Source organism: Streptomyces pseudoechinosporeus (assembly GCF_054783935.1).
The window spans coordinates 1-20,937 of the sequence record NZ_BAAGPS010000022.1 but is presented as its reverse complement, the minus strand read 5'-3'; the positions used below and the strand labels follow the sequence as shown (position 1 = coordinate 20,937).

The following is a 20,937-nucleotide window of genomic DNA, read 5'->3' as shown; positions in this document are numbered from 1 at the left end:
ACGTTGCCTCCTCAAACTCCGGTGCACTGGACGCGCCCTATAGGGGCGCGGGGAACGGCGCGACCAGCCACAACGCACCCGCACCCGCGCATAGCCCGCAGCCCTACGGCGATCAAGCGCTCGCACGGAACCGCGAGGTTCGATGAACCGGATCCGTATCGATCTTCGGAATCACGTGCTCCCCCACCAGCCGAATCGTCTGCAGCGTGTCCTCCCGAGAGATCCCGATCGGCATCCCGAACGACAACTGATCGGCCCCGGCCTGCTCCCACCGCTTGCACTGCGTGAGCACCTCGTCCGGATCGCCGCAGATCAACAGCTCCTCGGCGATGAGATGCTCGATGATCTCCTCGTTGAACTCGGGCAGCGTCTCCGGCCACACCGGGAAGCCCTCGGGCCGCGGGAACGTGTCGTGGTAGCGGAAGACGAGCGACTGCAGATAGTGGAGGCTGCCGCCCGCGGCGATCCGTACCGCCTCCTTGTGCGTCGGCGCGCAGATCGCCGTCGACGTCACCATCACGTTGTCGTTGACGAAGCCCCCGACCGGCTGCGCCTCGACGATCGCCGTCTTGTACTGCTCCAGAACCCACTCCATGTCGGAGACCTTCTGCACGCTGAAGCCGAGCACGCCCAGGCCCTTGCGGGCGGCCATGGCGTACGAGGGCGGGGACCCGGCCGCGTACCACATGGCAGGGTGCGCCTTCCCGTACGGCTTGGGCAGCACCTTGCGCGGCGGCAGCGACCAGTGCTTGCCCTGGAAGCCGACGTACTCCTCCTGGAGCCACATCTTCGGGAACTCGGCGATGGTCTCTTCCCAGATCTCCTTGGTGTAGTTCATGTCGGTGACGCCGGGGATGAAGCCGAGGATCTCGTGCGAACCCGCGCCCCGTCCGCTGCCGAACTCGAAGCGGCCCTCGGAGAGATGGTCGAGCATCGCGACCTTCTCGGCGACCTTCACCGGGTGGTTGACCTGGGCGAGGGGGTTGAAGATCCCGGAGCCGAGGTGGATGCGCTCGGTGGCATGCGCCAGATAGCCGAGGAAGACATCGTTCGCCGAGAGGTGCGAGTACTCCTCCAGGAAGTGGTGCTCGGACGCCCAGGCGTACTTGAAGCCGGACTTGTCCGCCTGGATGACGTACTCGGTCTCCTCCATCAGCGCCTTGTGCTCGGCGAGCGGATCGGTCTCGGCCCGCTTGCCCACGTATCCCTGTACAAAGAGCCCGAATTCCAAGGAGGTTCACCGTCCCCAACATCGGTATCTGACGTGCCGTCAGATCTACTCCGCCGACTGTTGCACCGCACCCGCGAAGGGTCAATAGCTGACGGGGCGTCAGAGCACGCTGACCCCCGCCAGCCAGCCCCCGTCGATCACGAACGGCTGCCCCGTGATGTACGAGGAGTCGTCACCGGAGAGGAAGAGCACCAGCCGCGCCACCTCCTCCGGCTGCCCGATCCGCCCGAGCGGCACGAGCTTGCGATACAGCCGGTCGATGCCCTCGGCGGCCTTCTCCGTGTCCGCGTCGGGGTCGAGCTGGGCCGGGTTGCTCATGGCGGTGTCGATCGCGCCCGGACAGACGGCGTTGACGCGTATCCCCTTGCCGGCCAGCTCCAGCGCGGCCACCCGCGTCAGGCCGACGATCGCGTGTTTGGTGGCGGCGTACGCGCCGACGTACGCCATGCCCGTCACGCCCGCGTACGAGGCGGTGTTCACGATCGTGCCGCCACCCGCCGCCTCGATCTCGGGCGCGAGTGTCTTGATGCCGAGGAAGACCCCGACCTGGTTGACCTGCACGATCTGCTGGAACTCCTCGAGCGGCGTGCTGACCAGCTCGTTGAAGCGCAGGATCCCGGCGTTGTTGACCAGCCCGTCGATCCGCCCGTACGCCTCCTTGGCCGCGGCCACGGCGGCCTGCCAGTCGGCCTCCTGGCTGACGTCGAGGTGCACGTACCGCGCGCCCAACTCCTTGGCCAGCGCCTCCCCTTGATCGTCCAGTACGTCCCCGATGACGACCTCGGCGCCCTCCGCGACGAAGAGCCGCGCCTCCTGCTCACCCTGGCCGCGTGCGGCGCCGGTGATGAGGACGACGCGTCCGTCGAGCTTGCCCATGGGTTTCTCCTTCAGCGGTGGAGGACGCGCGTTGACTGCATTCCTGATGCTTCGTCACACACGTGGCGACGACCCCCATGGTCTTAGCTGACGAGCCGTCAGGCAAGGGTTGGCGGTTTCGGCGGGAGCAGCGCAGCGCCTGCCGGGCAAGGGGCGGCGGCGTTCGAGGCGTGTGGCGATGGACACGCCAAGTAACTGATCGGTAGGGATATTTGACCCTGTCGGCGCGGCCAACCGAACGCCAATAATCCCCAACGGGAAGGCAAAGGAACTCCCAATAAATCCCCCCTCAAGGAGAGGCCAGAACGTGGCCAAGAGGCGATTCAAGAACAAGAAAGTCCGGTATGTGGCGATCGGCGCGGCGATCACGACGAGTGCCGCCGTTGCCACCGTTCTCCTGCCGTCGGCCAACGCCGCCGAGGAGAAGACGCCGGAGCAGATCATCAGGATGTGCGAAAGGACCGAGGTCCTCAACGGCAAGAAGCAGTCCCTCCAAGACTTTGGTGGCCATGGGATCGCCGGCCCCGGTTTCGAGTCCGACACCTGCGATTTCGTCGAGACGAAGTTCGAGACCTTCGACGGCCCCACGGAGAAGGTCACGGTCGACTTCCCGAACTGCGAGCCGAACGCCACCGAGCCCGCGAAGGTCGACACCACTTGGAAGGCGACCGTGGGTCAGGGCGAGGGCAAGTACACCGCGACTCAACAGGGTGCTGGTGGAGGGCTCTTCGGCGCCCTGAGCGGGTCCTGGCTCAAGCACAAGGGAACGACCGACCTGACCCTCGAGACGGTGACCGCCGGCGACCAGGAAACGAGGGATGTTCCGGTCGGCAAGGTTCTCCACATGGAGTTCACGCCGAAGATGCAGCGGATGACGGGCGAATGGCGAGTGAAGATCGAGGCCCGCTCGGCGACCACCACCACCAATGCCGTCCCCGAGCAGAACTACACGGCGCAGGATGTCGTCGAGGGACCCGTCACCCTGCCCGGAGCCGCCGGCGCTCCCGGAATCGCGGACGGGGAGCCCAAGGCCATCCTGACCGACTGCTGACGGACCTTTCTCCAGCCCTCAACTCCCCACACTTCCCCCCAAGGAGACGCACCATGACACGCCCCAGCCGCAAGGGAAACCACCGGAGCAGGAAGAAGCGCATCACCCTCATGCTGGCCCCAGTGGTGGCCGCCGGGGTGGCCGTTCCGCTGATGTACTCGGCGGGTGCCGCCACCCCCTCCGAAGTGTCCAAGGACTGCGCGGAGAACTCCGACAAACTGGAGAACTGCGAATTCGTCGACGTCCAGTTCAAGAGGAACAACCTGGGGCCCAACAAGCGCGTTTCCACCCCGTCCGACAACTGCGGAGCCACGACTGCTCTCGAGAAGAACTTCTCGGTGGCCACGTCGGTGGTGAGGTCCGTCACCACCGAAGACGGGTTCGTCGCCGCCGCCGATTCCAAGCTGTCGAGCTCGTTCTTCGAGATCGGCGCCAAGTTCAACACGACGGAATTCAACCTCGAGCGTGACGACACCGGCACCGGCTTCGATTTCTCCAGGACCGACAAGGTGCAGCCCGACCACATCGGCTTCTTCATGTGGTCGGAGAAGCGCACCGACGTGAGCGGGTACCTCAAGGCCACGTACAAGGAGGAGCAGGACGGCCAGAAGGTGTTCTTCTCCCCCAGCGAGGGCGCCAAGACCGTGCATGTCTTCTATCCGCAGATCCTGAAGAACGGCACCCCTGACGGCCGTCTCTGGCTGCGCAACGTGAAGTGCGGTACGCCGCAGGCCGAGGAAGTCCAGGGCGGCAGCAGCCCGCAGAGCGCCGAGATCCGCGCCGAGTCGCAGCAGCCCGGATTCGGCAAGGGCGGCGCGAACGTCACGGACGTCGAGATCCCGCTGTCGGAGATCCCGGCGCCGTAGCTCGTCGGCCGGACAGCGACAGCCGACGGCGACAAACGGAGCACAACCGGCCCCCGCGCTCACGCGGGGGCTTCTTCCGTGCCCGTGCCTCTGCCCGTCGGCGGCAGATCGACGGCAGCGTCAGCGGGCCGCCGACCCCAGGCTGTCGCCCTGCCTGGCGCCCAGCCACCGCAGCACCGCGTCCGTACTCCCCCGGGCGTCCAGCTTGGCGTAGATGTTGCTGAGGTTGTTGCGGACGGTCTTCTCGCTCAGTCCCAGCCGCACCCCGATCTCCTGCGCGCCCAGGCCGGTCGACAGCAGCTCCATGATCTCCCGCTCGCGGGGCGAGAGCAGGGACCGCAGCCGTTCCAGGGCGTCGTCGCGCGGGGCCGCCATGCGCTGGGCGCACTCTCTGAGGGCCGCGCACGCCACGGGCGAGAGATAGGTGTGCCCGACCGTGGCGCCCACGACCGCCGCGGAGAGCATGCAGGTGCAGTAGTCGCCCTCCACCAGGTAGCCGGCTCCGCCGCGGAAGACGTCGACGATCACGTCGGGGTCGCGCTCGGGGCTGAGAACAATCACTGATGCGTTCATGTCACCCATGGCGTTCAGCAGCCCGGAAAAGGCGACCGTCGGGTTCTCGCAGGGCAGCACCACGACGTCCACGGCCTCGTTGTCGCCGTTACGGGCACGGTCGCGCAGGAAACGGTAGGGAGCCGGGGAGTACAGCACCCGGCTCACGTGCGGATCGTTCGAGGTCGGCCAGTCGTCATGCGGCCAGTCGTCCTGGGCGCAGGCCAGGACAACCGTCAGGTCCCGGGACGAAACGGCAGGTGTGGGGGGATAGGGCGCGTGATCCGCCGTACTGACATGCCTGGAAGATCGCATTTCGCGTGTCCTTCAGCCGAAGTCATGACGTCTCTACGTACGTGACTCGGGTGGGATCTGTTCAAATCTTCAAAGAAAATGCTGTCATGCTGTCAGACAGGTAGTCAGTTCTCGCCATCTCACCGGCGCCCCGGCCAGTTCCCTATGGTCGCGGAGTCAAAGATGCCGAGTTACAGGTGCGGCGCCACCTCGATCCCGAACGCCCCCATCTGGTCCGTGAGTTCGGTCCGGCTCCGGGAGCGGAAGCGGACCTGGATCTGGTGTACGCCCATCGCCTGGTACGCACGCAGCGACTCGGCGAGCGCTTCGGGGCGGCCGGAGAGGGTGCGGCGGCCGACGTCCCAGCCCGGCTCCCCGACGTACAGCGGCTCGGTGATGGCGCCGATGGCGATGGGGTCGGTGATGCCCGCCTCCTCCCGTATCCGTTTCAGGCGGGCGATCTGGTCCGGCAGGCGGTCGCGGGGGTCGCCCTGTGGCAGCCAGCCGTCCCCCTTGACCGCGGCCCGGCGCACGGCGGCGGGTGAGGACCCGCCGACCCAGACCGGTACCTGCGCCTGCGCCGGCCGGGGCCGCTGCCCGAGCCCTTCGAAGTCGTACAACTTGCCGTGATGCTCGGGGAATTCATCAGGCCCGAGGGCGGACCGCAGCGCGTCGATGCTCTCGTCGAGCACGGATCCACGGCGCTCGAAGTCGGCCCCCAGCGCCTCGAACTCCTCCTGTACGTGCCCGGCGCCGACTCCGAGGATCAGGCGACCGCTCGAAAGGTGGTCGAGGGTCGCGTACTGCTTGGCGGTGATGAGCGGGTGGCGGAGTCCGATGACGGCGACATGGCTGAGCAGCCGTACGCGCTCGGTCACCGAGGCCAGGAACGCGAGGGTGGCGACCGGGTCGTACCAGACGGTGCTCATCGCGGCGGCGAGTCGGCGCGGGATGGCGACGTGGTCGCAGCTCGCGAGGTACGCGAAGCCGGAGCGGTCGGCGGTGCGGGCGATCTCGACGAGGTCGTCGGGTCCGGCCGCCGCCTCCCACGCCTCGGCGTAGATCGTGCTCTGCGACTGGATCGGGAGCTGCATCCCGTACAGCAGCCGGCTGCTCAACGCGCACCGCCCGGTCCGGCCCAGAGCCCGTCCTCCGTGAGCCCCAGCAGCTCGATCGCGTTGCGCCGTACGATCCGGTCGACGACGTCCGCGTCCAGGTGCCCCATCTGGGCCTCGCCGACCTGCCTGGACTCGGGCCAGGTGGAGTCGGAGTGGGGGTAGTCGGTCTCGTACAGGACATTGGGGACGCCGATCGCGTCGAGGTTCTTCAGGCCGAAGGCGTCGTCGAAGAAGCAGCCGTAGACGTGCTCGGCGAAGAGTTCGGAGGGCGGACGGTGGACCTTGTCGGCGACGCCGCCCCAGCCGCGGTTCTCCTCCCACACCACGTCCGCGCGCTCGAGGATGTACGGGATCCAGCCGATCTGCCCTTCCGCGTACATGACCTTGAGGTTCGGGAAGCGCTCGAACTTGCCGCTCATCAGCCAGTCGACCATCGAGAAACAGCAGTTGGCGAAGGTGATGGTGGAGCCGACGGCGGGCGGCGCGTCCGCCGAGGTGGACGGCATCTTGCTGCTGGACCCGATGTGCATGGCGATGACGGTGCCGGTCTCGTCGCAGGCGGCGAGGAACGGGTCCCAGTCGTCCGTGTGGACGGACGGCAGTCCCAGGTGCGGGGGTATCTCGGAGAAGGCGACGGCGCGTACGCCGCGAGCGGCATTGCGGCGCACCTCCTGCGCCGCCAGCTCGGCGTCCCAGAGAGGGATGAGCGTGAGCGGTATCAGCCGCCCCTGGGCCTCGGGGCCGCACCACTCCTCCACCATCCAGTCGTTGTACGCGCGCACCCCCAGCAGACCGAGCTCGTGGTCCTTCGCCTCCGTGAAGGTCTGGCCGCAGAAGCGGGGGAAGGTGGGGAAGCAGACCGCGCTCTGGACGTGGTTGACGTCCATGTCGGCGAGGCGTTGCGGGACGTCGTACGAGCCGGGCCGCATCTGCTCGTACGTGATGATCTCCAGCTTGATTTCGTCGCGGGAGTACCCGACGGCGGTGTCGAGGCGGGTGAGGGGGCGGTGCAGGTCCTCGTAGACCCACCAGTCGCCGATGGGGCCGTCGTCGCCGGGGCTGCCCATGACGGGGGCGAACTTGCCGCCCAGGAAGGTCATTTCCTTCAGCGGCGCGCGGACGATACGGGGTCCTCGGTCCTGGTACTTCGACGGGAGCCGGTCCCGCCAGACGTTGGGGGGCTCCACCGTGTGGTCGTCCACCGAGATGATCTTCGGGAAGGTCTCCATGGTCTCCATGGGGTCTTACGGTAGCGCTGATCTGACGGGGCGTCAGCTATGGCGTCAGCTACGTATGCCGGCCGTCCGCCCTGTATCTGCCCGCGGTAAGCGGTCTCTAGGTTGAGGGGACCGTGTGGGGGCCGTGTGAGACGTTTCAGTCCATGGCATGTCCGCCTGTGATCGGCGTCTCCCACGGCTGACGTATCCGGCGTGCACAAGGCAAACTGGCCTGGTTGTCATGACAGTTCGGCAGGGGTTCGGCAGGGGGACAGCGATGGACGGTGTACCGCGAGTAGAGCCGCTGGAGCAGGGGCGCCCCGAGGAATCGGCCGCGTCGCTCCGCTTCAGCCTGCTCGGCCCGGTACGCGCCTGGCACGGCGCGGAGCCCCTGCCCACCGGCTCCCCGCAGCAGCGCGCGCTGCTCGCGGCACTGCTGCTGCGCGAGGGCCGTACGGCCACGGCCTCCGAACTGATCGACGCCCTCTGGGGCGAGGAGCCCCCCTCCCAGGCGCTGGCGGCGGTCCGTACGTACGCCTCCCGCCTCCGGAAAGTCCTCGGCTCCGGCGTCCTGGTCAGTGAGTCGGGCGGGTACGCGATCCGGTCGCTCGGCGAGGGGGCGCTGGACCTGGCCCTCGCCCAAGAGTTGGCAGCGGACGCGGAGAAGGCTCGTACCGCCGGAGATCTGTGTCATGCACGCTCCTTGCTGAACAAGGCGCTGAGCCTGTGGGACGGGGAGGTACTGGCGGGCGTTCCGGGTCCGTACGCGGACACGCAGCGGACGCGGCTCGAGGAGTGGCGGCTCCAACTGGCCGAGACCCGGCTCGACATGGACCTCGAACAGGGCTGCCACGCGGAAGCGGTCTCGGAGCTGACCGCTCTGACGGCGGCCCATCCGCTGCGCGAGCGCCTGCGGGAACTGCTGATGCTGGCGCTGTATCGCAGCGGGCGGCAGGCGGAGGCGCTGGCGGTGTACGCGGATACGCGGCGCCTGCTGGCGGATGAGCTGGGAGTGGATCCGCGGCCCGGTCTGAAGGACCTCCAGCAGCGGATCCTGCAGGCGGACCCGGCGTTGGCGGAACCGTCGGCTCCGGTGGAGGAGCCTGCGGCTGCGCCGGTGCGGCCGGCGCAACTCCCCGCCACCGTCCCCGACTTCACCGGGCGTGCCTCCTTCGTTTCCGAGCTGGGAGAGGTTCTCGCCTCCGCCGAGGGCCGTGTCATGGCGGTGTCGGCGGTGGCCGGGATCGGGGGCGTGGGCAAGACGACGCTCGCGGTGCATGTGGCGCACCAGGCGCGTTCCGCGTTCCCGGACGGGCAGTTGTACGTGGACTTGCAGGGGGCGGGGGCGCGGGCTGCTGAGCCGGAGACGGTGCTTGGTGCCTTTCTGCGGGCGTTGGGGACGGCTGACTCCGCCATCCCGGATTCATTGGAGGAGCGGGCGGCGCTGTTCCGGTCGGTGCTGGACGGGCGTCGGGTGCTGGTGTTGCTGGACAACGCGCGAGATGCCGCCCAGGTGCGCCCGCTGCTTCCTGGGACGGAGGGCTGCGCGGCGCTGGTGACATCGCGGGTACGGATGGTGGACCTGGCGGGCGCGCACCTGGTGGACCTGGACGTGATGTCCCCCGAGGAAGCGCTGTTGCTGTTCACGAAGATCGTGGGCGAGGAACGGGTGGCCTCCGAGCGGGAGGCCGCGCTGGACGTGGTCGCGGCCTGCGGGTTCCTGCCCCTCGCCATCCGGATCGCCGCGTCTCGGCTGGCGGCCCGTCGTACGTGGACGGTGTCGGTTCTGGCGGCGAAGCTGGGCGATGAACGGCGGCGGCTCGATGAGCTGCAGGCCGGGGATCTGGCGGTGAAGGCCACCTTCGAGCTGGGGTACGGGCAGTTGGAGCCGGCGCAGGCTCGGGCGTTCCGGTTGCTGGGGCTGGCGGACGGGCCGGACATCTCGCTGGCTGCGGCTGCGGCGGTCTTGGACCTCCCCGTCGAGGAGACGGAGGATCTGCTGGAGTCGCTGGTCGATACGTCGTTGCTGGAGTCTGCGGCTCCTGGGCGGTATCGGTACCACGACTTGGTCCGGCTCTACGCGCGTGCGTGTGCAGAGCGGGATGAGCAGCCACCCAGTGAGCGGGAGGCGGCGATGTCGCGGTTGCTGGACTTCTATCTGGCCACGGCTGCGGGGGTTTACGCGATCGAGCGGCCGGGTGACCGGCTGGTGGATCACCTGGAGGCGACGGAGTACGCGGGGCTGCGGTTCACCGAGGGCGCCGCCGCCCTGGACTGGTTGTACACCGAGGCGGCTTCCTTGTTGGCCTGCGTACACCAGTCCGCGGGCACGGACAGGCTGCGGCGTGCGGTCGATCTCCTGTGGATGGCCAAGGACCTGACCGAGTCGGGCGCGAACTCCCACCAGTACGAGACGACAGCCAGGGCGGCGTGCGAGGCCACACGGGCTGCGGGAGACGTACGCGCCGAGGGCAGAGCACGTACGACCCTCAGCCAAGTCCTCCTGGTCTCCGGACGTATCGAGCAGGCGGCGGAGCAGGCCGAGCTCGCCATGGAACTCGCGGCCTCCGCGGGGGACATCACCGCGAGGAGCTGGGCGGCCAACGACCGGGGCAACATCTTCCTGCGACAGAAGCGGTACGTGGACGCCAAGACCCTCTTCGACCAGGCGATAGAAGGCTACCGGGCGGTCGGCAACAGGCTCAACGAAGCAGTCGCCCTGGCCAACCTCTCCCGCGCCCACCTGGGGATGGGCAACGTCGCGAAGGCCGTCGAGCTCGCGCAGCAGGCCCTCGCGGCCCACGCCGAGCTGGGGAAGCCGATGCGCAAGGCCAACGGGCATTACAACCTGGGCATGGCTCTGGCCGGGGCCGGACGTCATGCCGAGGCGCTCAGCGAGTTCTCCGACGCGCTGAGCATCTTCACCGACCATCGGCAGCGGCTCTGGCAGGGAAACACCCACTTCCGGATCGCCGAAGTGCATCTTGCCGTCCGTCGCCCCGCACGAGCGGCCCAAGGAGCTGAACAGGCGCTCGCCCTGGGCTGCGTCGGCGGCGACTGGATGCGGGGCAATGTCCTGACCCTCCTCGGGCGGGCACTCTCCGCTCTGGGGCAGGCGGACCGGGCGCAGGCATGCTGGCGGGAGGCTCTCAGCCTCTACGAACTGAACGGCGTCGCCGAGGAAGCCGACGAAGTACGCGCGTTGCTCAGCCCTGCCACGGCGGCCTGAGCGTGCCTGAGCATCAAGAGGCGCTCCAGTGTGTTGCGGGCGTTCAGCATTCGTTTATCGCCGCCCGGCACTCTCATATCTGTCACACCGTCGCGTCGGGGGGCAGGCGGTGGGACCAGGAGCCCGATCGCGGGGGATACGGCTCCACGACGCCCGTCCGGTGGCCCTCGGGGGAGCATCCGGGCGGGCGTTCCTCACTCCGCACTCACCAGAGAAGAGGAAGTTGAGCACATGACCGAGAAGGCCAAGGACACGGACCTCAAGCCCCACGACAACAGCCCGCCCAGCGCGCCGGTAGGCAAGGAGACCTTCACCACGCTGGACAACAGCCCGCCGAGCGAGCCGGTGTCAGACGGGGACGCGACCACGCAGGACAACAGCCCGCCCAGCCAGCCGGTGGCAGACGGGGACGCCACCCCCGAGGACAACAGCCCGCCGAGCTGACACTCCAAGTAGCCCACTTCCCGACGGGGATCGGCCGCGGCGGCGCGGAGGGGGAGCCGCCGCGGCCGAGGCGTGTCCGATGGGGGCCGAGCCAGGTGGGCTCGGCCCCCATCGGCATGCTCGGCCTCGCCCGCCTACAGCCCGTGTCCGCCTCAGACCGCCCAGGTCTTCAACACAGCCGCGACACTCCGCGCCGTACAGCTGTCCTTCTTCAACTCAGCCACCAGCGCGGTGACCCTCTCCTGGTCCAGCTTGGACGGCACCCCCGAAGCGACCAGGTAGGCATGGGCCACCGCCACGGCGACCCGTAGGTTGGAACGCTCCAGCCATCGCATACGACCCAGCGAGTGAGCGAGGGCGGCGGCCTTGGCGAAGGCGCCGTGATAGACGTCCTGACCGACGAGGACCGCACGGTGACGCTCGACGGCGGCAACCGGCACGCCGTAGTCGTCGATACCCGGATCATCCACACCGGCCCGCTGGGCGACTTCAAGGATCCAGGCGAGATCCACTTGAACGGTCACGAACTGGACTCCCCTTCCAGCTCGTCGATCAGATCCCCGTACTCGTCGAGCACCTCTTGCGCCGCGGCCATGAAGACCGCACGCACGCGCTCGTTGTCGTCACGGATCAGCTGCTCGACGTACTCGTTGACCGGTATCCGCCTGGTCTCGGCGGCCTGCCTGGCCATCTCGGCGGTCTCGTCGTCCATGCGGATGTTGATCTGCATCTTGGCCATGATTCGAAGGTACCACCTGATACCAGCATGCTGGACGGCTTCATTCACCCGGGAGGCGCCTCTCGCTGTTCGGCCTCCACCTCTTCGGGCCGATCCTGTTTCCACTGGCGCCTCAGCGCTCCCGCCACGTACTCGCTGAAGCGCCGCGGTCCGACTTCCCGTCGAACCTCCTCCGCGAGCCCCTCGGGCAGCGTCACGGCGTACCTCTTCGTGGAATTCCGGGGCGCATCCTCTGATGCTCGGTGCCGTTACGGTCCTGGCCTTCCCTGACGCCCCACCGCTGGTCTACACGGAGTCCTCCTACAGCGGCGATACGGTCGACGATCCGGCTCTCGTGAAGCAGTACCGCAAGGCATACGATCGGCTCAGGGCCGCCGCACTGCCGCCGAAGGCGTCCCTCGCCCTGATCGAGCAAGCGGCTGAGGACTACCGAAATGGCAAGCACCGACTTTGACTTGAGCACGGCGCGCTGGAGGAAGAGCAGCTACAGCAACGGGGACGGCGGCAACTGCGTAGAGGTAGCCCTAGGTCACCCCGAAGCCATCCCCGTCCGCGACTCCAAGACCGCCCACCACGGCGGCCCCGTCCTCCTCTTCCGGACCACGGCCTGGGCCGCCTTCCTGGCAGAGGTGAAGCAGGGGCGTACGACCTGAGTGGTCGACATGCCCCGCATCCCTCGACCAGCTCGCACACCTGACGCGCTCCACGTGGCGCTCGTCCAGGTCGCTCCTCACCGACTGGCCGACATGGAACGGCAGCAGGACGAGGTCTCGGAATCAGGAGCGGTTCTCTACGCCGCACTCGCCTGTGCCGACTTCGTCTGCTCGGGTATCGGCAGCCACCTCGCACCGCTCACCGCCTGGCTCTCGGGAAACGGCGAGCGCGCCGTCCTGGTGGGCCTGGCCACCAGTGCGGTCGGCCTTGTGCTGCTCGGCGTGACCGCAGCGTCCGCGGAAGCGCTCTCCATGGCCCTCGCAGGCTTGGCCATCGGCGCCCTCCCGCAGGGCCCACTGCCCTGGCTGCTGGCAGGCGCGGCGCTGCTGGCGGGATCCCTCCTGCGGACTCGCCGAAGTGAGCCCGCGGGCCCGGGCTGCACCGCTGCCGATCCGCCTCGGACGACCGGCGACCACTCGGACCGCAGACAGAGCACCGCCCGCCGACAAGCCGCCAGTCACAACAGGCATGGCAGGAGTCTTTGGAAGGTTTGGGCCATCAGACGCCACCCCATCACCCGACAACACGGGACCAGCCCTGGCCCAAATCTTCCAATCCCTCCCCTCCTTATCCCGGCTCGGGTTGTCCACAGGGGCAGCGAGGGTGGGGGGAGTTCGCGAGAGTTTGGCTGTGGAACGGAGTGAGTTGGTGGAGTTGGCCGAGGGCGGGGTGCTGCTGGTCTCGCGTGCCCTCGATGCGGGGTGGCCGAGGCGGTCGCTCAGCCGGAGGCTGCGGGAGGAGGGGTGGAGCCCGATCCGGGCCGGGGTCTGGGGCGAGCCGGGGCTTGATCTGGGTCTTCGGGTCCGGCTGAAGGCGGTTCAGTCACTGGAACCGCGGCTCGTCGTGAGCCACCGCTCGGCGACGGCGCTCTGGCGGATCGAAGCGCGTTCGGGCCCGGTTCGGGGGTCGGCGGCCCTTGAGTTCGTGGATCCCGGGCTCACTCTCCGGCGGGCAGGGGGCGGCGTGCGCGTGCACCGCGTTCCCCTGGCGCCCGGCGACACGACCGAGCGGCAGGGACTACGGGTGACGACGGTCGCCCGCACCCTCGCCGATCTCCTGCGGGCCGGGCCGCGGGATGACGCGCTCGTTGCCGTGGAGTCGGCGTTGAGCCGGCGGAAAGTCGATCACGTGCGCCGAGCCCCACTCACCACCCCGGCCGCGCTCTCCGCCGCGCTCGAAGCCCCGCTCCTCGGGGCCGGGAGAGCCCGCCGCTGGCTGGAGCTGGCCGATCCGACCTCCGGCTCACCCGCGGAAACCATCGCCCGATTGCGTATGTACGACGCCGGCCTCCACCCCGAGACCCAGGCCGAACTCATCACCCCTGGCGGCCGTCGTCGCTTCCTGGACTTCTTCTTCCGAGCCGAGGGCCTGGCCGTCGAGGTCGAGGGCTACGCCTACCACGGCACCCGCGAGTCCCACCGCCGCGACATCACCCGCTTCAACGAGGTCCTCCAGTGCCCGGAGGTCCGCACTCTCCTCCGGTTCACCGCCGAAGACATCTTCCACCGGCCCGCTCACATGATCGAGGAGATCCGGGCCGCCCTCGCCCGCCTCCGGGGCGGAGGCGGGCAGCCGAACGGATAACGGAACGAACCCCTCCGCCACTGCCCACGTCCCAGTACCGATCGATGCGGACGCAGGGCATCGCAGAGTACGCAGGGCATCAGGGGGCGACATGGACAAGCGCAGGATCACCAGGAGCGCGACAGGCGCCGCCATCACAGCGCTGGCGCTCGGGGCGCTGCAGGGGGCCAGTGCCGCCGGGGCCGACGGCGAAACCAAGGGGGGCGGCGGCGCCCCGGCCGCCCTCGAGCCGGCCAAGGTGTGCGTCGGTACGCAGCCGGAGGGGCGGCTCCCCAGTTGGGGGCCCAAGGGCAGCCGCCCCGACGACACTCCGCTGTACCGGGTGTTGGCGTACATCGACAGGATGGGTAAGGCGCACCCGGGCATCTTCACCGGCTTGTCGGTCGACGACGCCAACGGGGCCGCGAACGTCTACCGCGTCCCCGGCAAGGAAGCCGAGAAGTTCGATGCCGACATCTGCGGTGCCGCCGAGAAGGGCGTCACGGTGCGGCTGTACGACACCGAGGTCACCGAGACCGAGCTCAAAGGCCTCGTCGATCGCATCAGCGGTGACATGGACCGCTGGAAGGGCGCCTTCATGATCTGGACGGTCGGCATGAACGCCCACTCCGTGGTCGTGGGTGTCTCCGATCCCGAGAAGGCCGAGCCGGTCCTCCGGGAGGCTTACGGGGAGGAGACCATGCGGCACATCAAGATCGAACGCTCCGAGCAGCCCACCCTGTTCTGAACCTCACACCCCCCGTACGCTCCCCCGCAACTCCCCCTTGACCACCTTCCCGCTCGCATTCCGAGGCAGCTCCCCCACGAACTCCACCACCCGCGGCACCTTGTAGTTCGCCATCTCGCGTCGCGCCCAGGCGATCAGATCGTCCGAGGTCATGGACGAACCCGGCCGGCGTACGACATACGCCTTGCCCACCTCGCCCAGTCGCGCGTCCGGGATGCCGATCACCGCCACGTCCGCCACGTCCGGATGGAGGCCGAGCAGCTGCTCGATCTCCGCCGGGTACGCGTTGAAGCCGCCGACGATGAACATGTCCTTGATCCGGTCGGTGATGCGGAGGTTGCCCGCGGAGTCCAGGACGCCGACGTCGCCCGTACGCAGCCAGCCGTCCGGCGTCAGCACGGTGGCCGTCGACTGCGCGTCCTCGAAGTAGCCCCGCATGACGTTGAAGCCGCGGACCAGGACCTCCCCCGGGGAGCCGGGCGGCAAGGCAGCTCCCGTCGGTCCCACCACCTTCACCTCCGTGTCCGGGATCGCCCGCCCCGACGTGGACGCGATCACCACCGGCTCGTCCCCGCGGCGGCACATCGTGACGATGCCGCTTGCCTCGGAGAGTCCGTACGCGGTCAGGACCGTCCCGACACCGAGTTCCGTACGGAGGCGTTCCACCAGGCGGAGTGGCACGACCGCCGCGCCCGTCACCACCAGACGCAGGGCCGAGAGGTCGTACGAGTCACGGGACGGGTGGTCCAGGAGGGACTGGTGGAGCGTCGGTGGGCCGGGCAGGACCGAGATCCGCTCCGCCGCGATGTTCGCCAGTGCCGTGTCCACGTTGAACACCGGCTGCGGGATCATCGTCGCGCCCCGCATCAGGCAGGCGATCACGCCCGCCTTGTAGCCGAAGGTGTGGAAGAAGGGGTTCACGATCAGGTAGCGGTCGCCGGTACGAAGCCCGGCCAGTTCGCTCCATATCGCGTACGCCCGCAGCGTCTGCGCGTGCGTGATCACGGCGCCCTTGGGGCGGCCGGTCGTACCCGAGGTGAAGATGATGTCGGAGGGGGAGCCGGGAGCCAGGGCCGCCGAGCGTGCCCGCACCTCCGGCTCGCCCACCCCGTCTCCGCTCGCCAGGAAGTCCTTCCACGTACGGAAGTCGGCGGGTGCGTCGTCCGACAGCACCACCACCTGCTCCAAGTGCGGCAATCCGGGGAGCGGCCCGGCGACGCCCGGCTCTTCCGAAACCGGCCCCTCCGAAGCCGCCCGCCGCAACGACGCCACATACGACGTCCCCAGGAACGTCCCGGTCACAAAGAGCAGCCGCGCCCGGCTGCGCGCCAGCACATACGCCGCCTCCGTCCCCTTGAAGCGCGTGTTCAGCGGTACTAGCACCGCCCCGGCCGACACCGCGCCCAGCGCCGAGACGATCCAGTCCAGCGAGTTCGGCGCCCAGATCGCCACGCGGTCGCCGGCCTGGACACCGTTCGCGACACAGGCCGCAGCCGCTCGCTCCACGCGCGCGCCCAGTTCCGCGTACGAGATGCGTGTACGCCCCTCCACGACCGCCTCGGCATCCCCGTACCGGTCGGCCGCCGAACGGACCAGCCCCGGGATGCTCTCCCATTCCAGGTCCCCGCGCATCAAGTCCCTGCGCATCGCAAGCCTCCCCATACCAACAGGCGTACCACTGGTGTCCCACTAGCTGACCACCCGTCAGATTAGCTGTAGCCTGACGCACTGTCAGCAGTCCGGGAGTAGTGCGGACCACAGCAGCGGAGGTGCGTGCCCATGGCAGTACTCACGGCGGGGCTCAAGGACGCGACCGCCATCGTCGGCATCGGTCAGACCGCCTTCGCCAAGCAACTCCCGGAGTCCGAGAAGACCTTGGCCTGCCGCGCCGTCCTCGCCGCCCTCGACGACGCCGGGATCCCGCCGAGCGAGGTCGACGCGCTCGCCTCGTACACCATGGAGGAGACCGACGAGGTCGAGCTGGCGAAGGCGATCGGCGCCGGGGATCTCACCTTCTTCAGCAAAGTGGGCTACGGCGGGGGCGGTTCCTGCGCCACCGTCGCCCATCTCGCCGCCGCCATCGCCACCGGGCAGGCCTCCGTCGGGGTCGCCTGGCGGTCACGGAAGCGGGGGTCGGGCCCGAGGCCCTGGAAGAACACGACAGCCCAACTGCCCACTCCCGCCCAGTGGACCCGCCCCTTCGGGCTCCTCCGCCCGGCCGACGAGATCGCCATGCTCGCGCGCCGCTATATGCACGAGTACGGCGCGAGTCGCGACCACCTCTTCAATGTCGCCCTCGCCTGCCGCAACCGGGCCAACCAGAACCCCGCCGCGATGATGTACGAGCGCCCGCTGACCCGCGAGATGTACATGACCTCCCGCTGGATCAGCGAACCCCTCTGCCTCTTCGACAACTGCCTTGAGACGGACGGGGCGTTGGCCTGCGTGATCGTGTCGAAGGAACGGGCTCGCGACTGTCGGCACACACCCGTGTACGTCCACTCCGCCGCCCAGGGCCTGCCCGCCCAGCACCACGGCATGGTCAACTACTGGAACGACGACCCGCTCACCGGTCCCGCCTGGACGACCGCCCGACACCTGTGGAAACAGGCCGACTTCGGGCCCCATGACGTTGATGTCGCGCAGATCTACGACGCTTTCACGGCACTCATCCCGCTCTCCCTGGAGGGCTACGGCTTCTGCGGCCGGGGCGAGGGCGGTGCGTTCACGGAAGGGGGCGCCCTCGAAATCGGGGGGCGGCTGCCGCTCAACACCAGCGGCGGAGGACTCTCCGAGGCGTACGTCCATGGCTTCAACCTCATCAACGAGGGTGTGAAGCAGTTGCGCGGAACGAGCACCGCCCAGGTCCCGGACGCCTCGACCTGCCTGGTCACGGCGGGCGAGGGCGTCCCGACCTCCGCGATCCTCCTACGGAACTGAGGAGTTGACGATGGAGTTGACGATGCCGGGAGAACTCCTGTCCCCCGTCCGCGACGACGACGGCGCCCCCTTCTGGGAGTACGCCGCCCAAGGCGAACTCCGCGTCCAGGCCTGCGCCGACTGCGGCGAACTCCGGTTCCCGCCCCGGCCCTGCTGCCCCCACTGCCAGTCCTTCGCGAGCGAGTGGCGGCTGATGAGCGGGAAGGGGCGGATCTGGTCGTACGTCGTCCCGCATCCGCCGCTTCTTCCGGCGTACGCGGAGCAGGCGCCGTACAACGTGATCGTCGTCGAGCTCGTCGAGGCGCCGCGCATCCGGCTCGTCGGGAACCTGGTCAGCGGCGCCGACGCCCCGCTGGGCTCCCTTCCGCCGGAACGGATTCGGATCGGGGCGAAAGTGCAGGTGGTGTTCGGCAGCACGGTGTTGCCGCAGTGGGTACGGGAACGCTCATGACGCCGCCTGCCTCCCTCCGTATCAGCGTCGACAAGAGCACGGGCGTCGCCGTGCTCACGCTCGACCGGCCCGAGAAGCTGAACGCCATCGACCTCGGTCTGGCCGCCGAACTGGCCGCCGCCTGGCGAGAGTTGAGGCTCGACGATGCCGTACGGGCCGTCGTCCTCACGGGGGCGGGTGAGCGGGCCTTCTGTACGGGGCTCGACCGGAGCGTCGAGGTGCCGCAGCCGGGCTCGCCCTACATGGCGGACGATCCGCTCGACACGATCGGCCCCAAGGCGAACGATCTGTGGAAGCCGGTGATCGCGGCTGTGCGGGGCATGGCCTGCGGCGGGGCCTTCTACCTGCTCGGCGAGGCGGAGTTCATCGTGGCCGACTCCACCGCCACCTTCTTCGATCCGCATACGACGTACGGGATGGTCAGCGCGTACGAGTCGGTCTACATGGCGCAGCGGATGCCGTTCGGGGAGGTGGCGCGGATGGCGTTGATGGGGTCGGCGGAGCGGCTCTCCGCACGGCGGGCGCACGAGATCGGGCTCGTGTCCGAACTCACCGCGCCGGGTGGGGCGTTGGGCGCCGCCGAGGAAGCCGCCGCGGTGATCGCCTCGTACCCGACGGAGGCCGTCCAGGGCACCGTACGGGCCGTCTGGGCGGCGAAGGAGGCGACGCGCGCGTCTGCGCTCGCGCAGGCCCCGCACCTCGTCTCGCTCGGGAATCTGCCGGGCGAGCGGCAGGCGGAGTTGTTCCGGGCGCGACAGCGCGAGTTCAGGTTGCGTTAGCAACTCACTTACATCGCACAGGCGTAGGCTCGCCGGCATGGTTGAGCATCGCGTGGTCGGCTTCCTGACGGAGTTGAGGGACTGAAGTCCCAGCCCTCAGTCCCGGACCTCGGCCTCCGGATCTGCCTCGCAGTGGTCGACCGACGCCAAGAAGCGCTTGCCCAGCGTCACCTGAGTGGTGGCCTTGCCCTTCGCGGGCACCGTGACCACGGGGGAGTTGTTCGAGAGGAGCAGAGTTCCTTCAGCGTCGTAGAAGGTCACCCAGACCTGGAACTCGGCCTCGCGCTTGTTCGGGTTCGTGACCTCCACCGTCGCGTAAGGAGTGGTCGCGGTCGCGCAGCTGACCAGCTTCGCCGTGCCGTCCTCCAGCTCCGCGCTGCTGGTGCCCGTGCTGGAGGGAGTGGGAGTGGAGCGGTAGCCGGGCCGCCGGGTGGAGGAACCGCCGCCGCTCGTGCTCGTGCTGCCGCTGTCGTCGTAAGAATCGTCGTACGAGTCGTCCGAGTCGTCGTCCGAGCCGGATCCGTACGACCCCCCACTCGTCGTCGACGACGAACTGCCGTGATCCTGGCTGGAACTGCTGCAACCGCCTCCGCCGCTACCTCCACTGCCACCGCCGTGACCGTGACGCCCCGTCGAGAAGCCGGTCAGTGCGAGCACGACCAAGGACAGTGCCGCCGTGAACTTGAGTGTGCGCCCCCGAGAATGCATGTGATCACTCTAGTCACGGGATCAGGCACGAGATCACGTCGTCCGAGCCGTCCCCGTCCCCTTCTCCGCGTCCAGCGCGTACACGCAGCGGTCCTTGCTGCACGCGTACACCACCCCGTCCTTGACGACCGGGGCCCCGGTGATCTCGCCCCCCGTGGCCAGCTTCCAGCGGAGGCGGCCGTCGTCGGCCTTCAGGGTGTAGAGGAGGTGGTCCGTGGAGCCGAAGTGGATGCGTCCGTCGGCGACCGCGGGGGCGCCGACGAGGTCGCCGCCCGCCTGGAAGCGCCACTTCGGGGTGCCGGTGACGGCGTCCAGGGTGTAGAGGCCCTTGCCGCTGCCCACGTGGACGTGTCCGGCCTCGACGAGCACCGGGTCGATCGAGGCGCGGGACTCCGTGGCGATACGCCAGCGGTCACGGCCGTCCGTCGCGTCGAGGGCGTACACCGTGCCGAGGTAGTCGGCGAGGTAGATCCCGCCGCCCGTGACCGCGGGGCCGGACGCGAAGGTGGGCGGGCTCAGGAAGACGGCGGGCGCCTCGAAGTGCCAGCGGACGTGGCCGTTCGCGATGTCGATGGCGAGCACCCGGGTGCCGGCGGACACGTACACGTATCCGTCGTCGGCCTGGGTGAGGCGGATCGGGACGCCGCCGCAGGAGGCCGCGTCGCCGATGGGGTATGACCAGCGCTCCTCGCCTGTGCGCGCATCGAGGGCGCGCAGGCGGGCGTCCTTCCACAGGTACACCGTTCCGTCGTGGACGACGGGCCCGGCCTCGGGGGACTCGAAGTCGCCCTGGGCGCCGGTGATCTCCCAGAGTTTCTGGCCGCTGGAGGCCTCCCAGGCCTGTACGCCGCCGCCGCGGGTGCCGGTGACGACGGTGCCGCGGTCGGCCTTGAGGGAGTACACCCAGGCATCCGTCGGCAGCCGCCACAGGTCGCCGCCCTCGCGGGCGTCCAGGGCGAAGAGGGTGGGCCCGTCGGAGGCGTGGATACGGCCGTCCGAGACCGTCATCGACCAGGCGACGTCCCGCGTCTTGAAGCGGCGGCGGCCGGTCGCCACGTCCAGGGCGTGGACTTCGAAGGAGGTGACGTAGACGAGATCGCCGGCGACGGCGGGCGTACCCCACACATCGTTCGACATGCGGAAACGCCACGGCCGCCAGGACGAGCCGGAGTCGGGTGCGGGAGCCGCCGTGGGCGTGGGTACGGCGGGGTCGGCGCCGTTGACGCCGGGGCGCGGCCGGGCCCAGGAGGCGGCGAGTCCCGCTTCCGGAGGAGGTGCCTTCACGGCGGCGGCGCGGGCGTCGGCGACGCGCGGGCCTGGCCCGATGGGCACGGGGGCCCCGGCGAGACGTACGGGCCCGTTGTCGGGCGCGCCACCGTGCCGCCCCGCACCCGCGCCGACGGGGACGGGGACGAGC

General features: G+C 69.1%; 20 protein-coding genes and 1 pseudogene. 11 read left to right on the top strand and 10 right to left on the bottom strand.

Features of this window, described 5'->3' with window-relative positions:
* Positions 1 to 112 precede the first annotated feature (112 nt).
* Together ACYVO6_RS23215 and ACYVO6_RS23210 are read right to left on the bottom strand one after the other, a co-directional pair.
* Entirely contained in the window at positions 113 to 1,231 is a 1,119-nt protein-coding gene (locus ACYVO6_RS23215; RefSeq protein ID WP_461064080.1) for an LLM class flavin-dependent oxidoreductase, read from the bottom strand.
* Positions 1,232 to 1,330: 99 nt separating this feature from the next.
* Positions 1,331 to 2,107, bottom strand: a complete 777-nt coding sequence (locus tag ACYVO6_RS23210; RefSeq protein ID WP_461064078.1) for an SDR family NAD(P)-dependent oxidoreductase — start codon at positions 2,105 to 2,107, stop codon at positions 1,331 to 1,333.
* A gap of 307 nt (positions 2,108 to 2,414) precedes the next feature.
* On the opposite strand from ACYVO6_RS23210, the gene ACYVO6_RS23205 reads away from it, so the two are divergent.
* Together ACYVO6_RS23205 and ACYVO6_RS23200 are read left to right on the top strand one after the other, a co-directional pair.
* Positions 2,415 to 3,158 (top strand): hypothetical protein, encoded by a 744-nt coding sequence (locus ACYVO6_RS23205; protein ID WP_461064076.1) that lies wholly within the window; start codon positions 2,415 to 2,417, stop codon positions 3,156 to 3,158.
* A gap of 53 nt (positions 3,159 to 3,211) precedes the next feature.
* On the top strand, positions 3,212 to 4,024 hold the full coding sequence (locus ACYVO6_RS23200) for a hypothetical protein (protein WP_461064074.1): 813 nt from the start codon (positions 3,212 to 3,214) through the stop codon (positions 4,022 to 4,024).
* 120 nt (positions 4,025 to 4,144) lie between these two features.
* Here the strand turns inward: ACYVO6_RS23200 and ACYVO6_RS23195 are convergent, their stop codons facing one another.
* The 3 genes from ACYVO6_RS23195 to ACYVO6_RS23185 all read right to left on the bottom strand — a co-directional run bounded on the left by ACYVO6_RS23195 (position 4,145) and on the right by ACYVO6_RS23185 (position 7,217).
* Positions 4,145 to 4,891 (bottom strand): response regulator transcription factor, encoded by a 747-nt coding sequence (locus tag ACYVO6_RS23195; protein ID WP_461064072.1) that lies wholly within the window; start codon positions 4,889 to 4,891, stop codon positions 4,145 to 4,147.
* A 170-nt stretch (positions 4,892 to 5,061) separates the two neighbouring features.
* A complete protein-coding gene (locus ACYVO6_RS23190; protein ID WP_461064170.1) occupies positions 5,062 to 5,964 on the bottom strand; it encodes an LLM class F420-dependent oxidoreductase in 903 nt (300 codons plus the stop codon).
* Positions 5,965 to 5,984: 20 nt separating this feature from the next.
* Complete coding sequence (locus tag ACYVO6_RS23185) at positions 5,985 to 7,217, bottom strand: amidohydrolase family protein (protein ID WP_189323183.1); 1,233 nt, start codon at positions 7,215 to 7,217, stop codon at positions 5,985 to 5,987.
* A gap of 265 nt (positions 7,218 to 7,482) precedes the next feature.
* Here ACYVO6_RS23185 and ACYVO6_RS23180 point away from each other — a divergent pair, with 265 nt between their 5' ends.
* Entirely contained in the window at positions 7,483 to 10,434 is a 2,952-nt protein-coding gene (locus ACYVO6_RS23180) for an AfsR/SARP family transcriptional regulator (protein ID WP_461064070.1), read from the top strand.
* 231 nt (positions 10,435 to 10,665) lie between these two features.
* Positions 10,666 to 10,878: a hypothetical protein gene (locus ACYVO6_RS23175; protein ID WP_461064068.1), complete on the top strand. Its 213-nt coding sequence runs from the start codon at positions 10,666 to 10,668 to the stop codon at positions 10,876 to 10,878.
* Positions 10,879 to 11,030: 152 nt separating this feature from the next.
* On the opposite strand, the gene ACYVO6_RS23170 is transcribed toward ACYVO6_RS23175, so the two are convergent.
* Entirely contained in the window at positions 11,031 to 11,402 is a 372-nt protein-coding gene (locus tag ACYVO6_RS23170; protein ID WP_461064066.1) for a fic family toxin-antitoxin system, toxin component, read from the bottom strand.
* Positions 11,399 to 11,617, bottom strand: coding sequence for a hypothetical protein (locus ACYVO6_RS23165; RefSeq protein WP_461064064.1), 219 nt, complete (start codon positions 11,615 to 11,617; stop codon positions 11,399 to 11,401). Before ACYVO6_RS23165 ends, ACYVO6_RS23170 begins: the two co-directional genes overlap by 4 nt.
* 211 nt (positions 11,618 to 11,828) lie before the next feature.
* Here ACYVO6_RS23165 and ACYVO6_RS23160 point away from each other — a divergent pair.
* The 4 genes and pseudogenes from ACYVO6_RS23160 to ACYVO6_RS23145 all read left to right on the top strand — a co-directional run.
* Positions 11,829 to 12,071, top strand: a pseudogene (locus ACYVO6_RS23160) (Scr1 family TA system antitoxin-like transcriptional regulator); the annotation flags it as partial.
* Positions 12,052 to 12,270, top strand: coding sequence for a DUF397 domain-containing protein (locus ACYVO6_RS23155; RefSeq protein ID WP_461064062.1), 219 nt, complete (start codon positions 12,052 to 12,054; stop codon positions 12,268 to 12,270). The pseudogene ACYVO6_RS23160 and the gene ACYVO6_RS23155, both read left to right, overlap by 20 nt.
* Before the next feature lie 691 nt (positions 12,271 to 12,961).
* Positions 12,962 to 13,915 (top strand): hypothetical protein, encoded by a 954-nt coding sequence (locus ACYVO6_RS23150; protein WP_461064060.1) that lies wholly within the window; start codon positions 12,962 to 12,964, stop codon positions 13,913 to 13,915.
* A gap of 91 nt (positions 13,916 to 14,006) precedes the next feature.
* Positions 14,007 to 14,642, top strand: a complete 636-nt coding sequence (locus ACYVO6_RS23145; protein WP_461064058.1) for a hypothetical protein — start codon at positions 14,007 to 14,009, stop codon at positions 14,640 to 14,642.
* 3 nt (positions 14,643 to 14,645) lie between these two features.
* On the opposite strand, the gene ACYVO6_RS23140 is transcribed toward ACYVO6_RS23145, so the two are convergent.
* A complete protein-coding gene (locus tag ACYVO6_RS23140; protein WP_461064168.1) occupies positions 14,646 to 16,274 on the bottom strand; it encodes a FadD3 family acyl-CoA ligase in 1,629 nt (542 codons plus the stop codon).
* A gap of 147 nt (positions 16,275 to 16,421) precedes the next feature.
* Between ACYVO6_RS23140 and ACYVO6_RS23135 the strand changes: the two genes are divergently transcribed.
* Genes ACYVO6_RS23135 through ACYVO6_RS23125 form a run of 3 tightly spaced genes read left to right on the top strand, consistent with a single transcriptional unit; the run spans position 16,422 to position 18,812 of the window.
* Positions 16,422 to 17,582 carry a lipid-transfer protein gene (locus ACYVO6_RS23135; RefSeq protein WP_461064056.1) on the top strand — a complete coding sequence of 387 codons (1,161 nt, stop codon included), beginning with the start codon at positions 16,422 to 16,424 and terminating at the stop codon, positions 17,580 to 17,582.
* 10 nt (positions 17,583 to 17,592) lie between these two features.
* A complete protein-coding gene (locus tag ACYVO6_RS23130; RefSeq protein WP_461064054.1) occupies positions 17,593 to 18,033 on the top strand; it encodes a Zn-ribbon domain-containing OB-fold protein in 441 nt (146 codons plus the stop codon).
* The gene (locus ACYVO6_RS23125) at positions 18,030 to 18,812 is read left to right on the top strand and encodes an enoyl-CoA hydratase/isomerase family protein (RefSeq protein WP_461064052.1); all 783 of its coding nucleotides are present in this window, start codon (positions 18,030 to 18,032) and stop codon (positions 18,810 to 18,812) included. The genes ACYVO6_RS23130 and ACYVO6_RS23125 overlap by 4 nt, the downstream gene beginning before the upstream one ends.
* Positions 18,813 to 18,908: 96 nt before the next feature.
* Here the strand turns inward: ACYVO6_RS23125 and ACYVO6_RS23120 are convergent, their stop codons facing one another.
* Positions 18,909 to 19,520, bottom strand: a complete 612-nt coding sequence (locus ACYVO6_RS23120) for a hypothetical protein (protein WP_461064050.1) — start codon at positions 19,518 to 19,520, stop codon at positions 18,909 to 18,911.
* Between the two features lie 33 nt (positions 19,521 to 19,553).
* A partial coding sequence (locus ACYVO6_RS23115; RefSeq protein ID WP_461064048.1) for an outer membrane protein assembly factor BamB family protein occupies positions 19,554 to 20,937 on the bottom strand: 1,384 nt, incomplete at its 5' end.

Bases quoted from the DNA above. Each gene is read 5' to 3' on its own strand.
- ACYVO6_RS23120 (WP_461064050.1), bottom strand. From the start codon at position 19,520: ATGCATTCTCGGGGGCGCACACTCAAGTTCACGGCGGCACTGTCCTTG.
- ACYVO6_RS23130 (WP_461064054.1), top strand. From the start codon at position 17,593: ATGGAGTTGACGATGCCGGGAGAACTCCTGTCCCCCGTCCGCGACGAC.
- ACYVO6_RS23165 (WP_461064064.1), bottom strand. From the start codon at position 11,617: ATGGCCAAGATGCAGATCAACATCCGCATGGACGACGAGACCGCCGAG.
- ACYVO6_RS23135 (WP_461064056.1), top strand. From the start codon at position 16,422: ATGGCAGTACTCACGGCGGGGCTCAAGGACGCGACCGCCATCGTCGGC.
- ACYVO6_RS23200 (WP_461064074.1), top strand. From the start codon at position 3,212: ATGACACGCCCCAGCCGCAAGGGAAACCACCGGAGCAGGAAGAAGCGC.
- ACYVO6_RS23190 (WP_461064170.1), bottom strand. From the start codon at position 5,964: ATGCAGCTCCCGATCCAGTCGCAGAGCACGATCTACGCCGAGGCGTGG.
- ACYVO6_RS23210 (WP_461064078.1), bottom strand. From the start codon at position 2,107: ATGGGCAAGCTCGACGGACGCGTCGTCCTCATCACCGGCGCCGCACGC.
- ACYVO6_RS23195 (WP_461064072.1), bottom strand. From the start codon at position 4,891: ATGCGATCTTCCAGGCATGTCAGTACGGCGGATCACGCGCCCTATCCC.
- ACYVO6_RS23185 (WP_189323183.1), bottom strand. From the start codon at position 7,217: ATGGAGACCTTCCCGAAGATCATCTCGGTGGACGACCACACGGTGGAG.
- ACYVO6_RS23125 (WP_461064052.1), top strand. From the start codon at position 18,030: ATGACGCCGCCTGCCTCCCTCCGTATCAGCGTCGACAAGAGCACGGGC.
- ACYVO6_RS23145 (WP_461064058.1), top strand. From the start codon at position 14,007: ATGGACAAGCGCAGGATCACCAGGAGCGCGACAGGCGCCGCCATCACA.
- ACYVO6_RS23155 (WP_461064062.1), top strand. From the start codon at position 12,052: ATGGCAAGCACCGACTTTGACTTGAGCACGGCGCGCTGGAGGAAGAGC.
- ACYVO6_RS23180 (WP_461064070.1), top strand. From the start codon at position 7,483: ATGGACGGTGTACCGCGAGTAGAGCCGCTGGAGCAGGGGCGCCCCGAG.
- ACYVO6_RS23140 (WP_461064168.1), bottom strand. From the start codon at position 16,274: ATGCGCGGGGACCTGGAATGGGAGAGCATCCCGGGGCTGGTCCGTTCG.
- ACYVO6_RS23175 (WP_461064068.1), top strand. From the start codon at position 10,666: ATGACCGAGAAGGCCAAGGACACGGACCTCAAGCCCCACGACAACAGC.